Annotated in this window: 1 protein-coding gene; it reads right to left on the bottom strand. The window is 46.4% G+C overall.

Translation table 11 applies throughout. From position 1 onward, the window contains the following. Window positions 1-196: 196 nt before the first annotated feature. Window positions 197-1,573 (bottom strand): MATE family efflux transporter, encoded by a 1,377-nt coding sequence (locus HMPREF2955_RS08280; RefSeq protein WP_070722572.1) that lies wholly within the window; start codon window positions 1,571-1,573, stop codon window positions 197-199. Between the last annotated feature and the right edge of the window lie 402 nt (window positions 1,574-1,975).

Below are 1,975 nucleotides of genomic sequence, written 5' to 3'. Positions count from 1 at the left end.
CACCTTTCCTATCTTTTCACCCTTTCACCTTTCCACCCTTTCATCTTTCCACCTTTCCACCCTTTCATCTTTACTACCTTTCCACCCTCTCACCTTTTCAACCTTTCATCTTTTCACCCTTTCACCTTTTCACCTTTTCACCTTTCCTATCTTTTCACCTTTCCTATCTTTTCACCCTTTCACCTTTCCTATCTTTTCACCCTTTCACCCTCTCTTTGTTTTTCAATCGCCTTAAAAGCCATAGGTAAGCAGGCACAAGGAACAGGTCGGCCATTATCCAAGCTACGGGGTCGCCATAGCAAACGCCTAACCAAGCCAGCGCAGGAACTAACCAAAGGCTAACTCCACAACGGGCAATCATTTCCATAACGCCGCTCATCAAACTCAGGTTGCTGTAACCAAGCCCCTGAATACTATAACGGAGGATGACCAATACGCCCAAAGTGGGGTAGAACCAGTTGGCAATTCGCATAAGTTGTGCGGCATTGGCTATCACTTCCTGCTCGTGGCCGCTTACAAAGAGCATCATCATCTCATCGGCAAAGGGATAGATGACGGCAACCGTCAAGACGAAATACCCCATCATAATCCACATGGCATCACGTACGCCAGTCTTAACACGGTCTAGCTTTCCCGCACCGATGTTCTGTCCGCAATAAGTGGCCATTGCCACACCAATGTTCTCAAGTACACAAGTGAACAAGTATTTGATGCGTAAGGCGGCCGTAAACGAAGCCACGTATATCGTCCCTAGTGCGTTATTGGCACTTTGCAGCATGATAATTCCGACAGACGTAATGGAGAATTGCAAACCCATCGGTATGCCATTGTTCAACAAGATGCTGATTTTCTTGTTGTCGAACGACCGTTCGTCGGCCTTGGGCACGAGAATAGCCATGTGCCGCCTAATAAACCGCCAACATAGCCATGATGCGAGAACCTGACTAAGGAAGGTTGCGATGCCAGCGCCTTCGACACCCAGCCCCAACAGCAGGATAAGCACCACGTCGAGCAAGATGTTAAACAATGATGAGACAATGAGGAAGTAAAAAGGTTGCTTGGAATTGCCCAACGCACGTATCTGTCCTGAATAGAGATTGTAGGCCATCGTGAATGGGATGGTGCAGAACTGCAAGAAAAGGAAGACATAAGCATCGTGGAAGACATCGGCTGGCGTGTTGACGAGTTTCAATATCCTTTCGCAGAGCAAGCACGACAGCAGCGTTATCACCACTGCAAGCATCACGGCTATGCGCATGGCGTTGCTCACATAGCACCGCATTTTGTGGTGGTCGCCAGCGCCAAATGCCTGTGCCACGGGGATTGCAAAGCCGGCACACGCCCCATTGCAGAAGCCCATCACAAGAAACATGATGCTACTAGAGGCGCCAACTGCCGCCAAAGCCCCTACTCCTATCCATCTACCCACTATCGCTGCATCGATAACCAAATACATTTGTTGCAAGATATAGCCCAGGATAAGGGGTATGGCAAACTTCAATATGCCGCGAGAAGGCGCACCGCTAGTCATGCTTTCCGTATGAGACGGTGTATGAGAAGTATGAAACAACATAAACAAAAAATGTTAAATGATTAATGAACAAAGAACAACCTCAAAAAAATGAAACGCAACCGTAAGTTTATTGTATGTGTGATTTTCTTATCCAATACTCTCTAAACATTATCTGTCCCTCCCTTCCACATGCGTGCTCACGAGCTTTTCGGACTGCAAACTCGCAACTCTGCAAGTCTTACAATCCTTTGGTTCTATTTCTCTCACCCTTTCGCTCTTATTTAGGAGTTAAAGGAGTTATGGAGTTAAGGAGTTAAGCCAAATGTGTATCTTTTCACCCTTTCACCTTTAGGAGTTAAAGGAGTTGAGGAGTTAAGCCAAATGTATAAGATGGCGCAGCCTTTTTTCACCTTTTCACCTTTCCCATTTTTTCATCTTTTCACCTTTTCACCTTTTCACCTT

The organism is Prevotella sp. HMSC073D09 (genome assembly GCF_001814145.1).
Classification (GTDB): Bacteria; Bacteroidota; Bacteroidia; order Bacteroidales; family Bacteroidaceae; genus Prevotella; species Prevotella conceptionensis.
The sequence above is the reverse complement of the archived record's forward strand: the minus strand, read 5'-3'. Positions and strand labels throughout refer to the sequence as shown.

Bases quoted from the DNA above. Each gene is read 5' to 3' on its own strand.
- HMPREF2955_RS08280 (WP_070722572.1), bottom strand. From the start codon at position 1,573: ATGTTGTTTCATACTTCTCATACACCGTCTCATACGGAAAGCATGACT.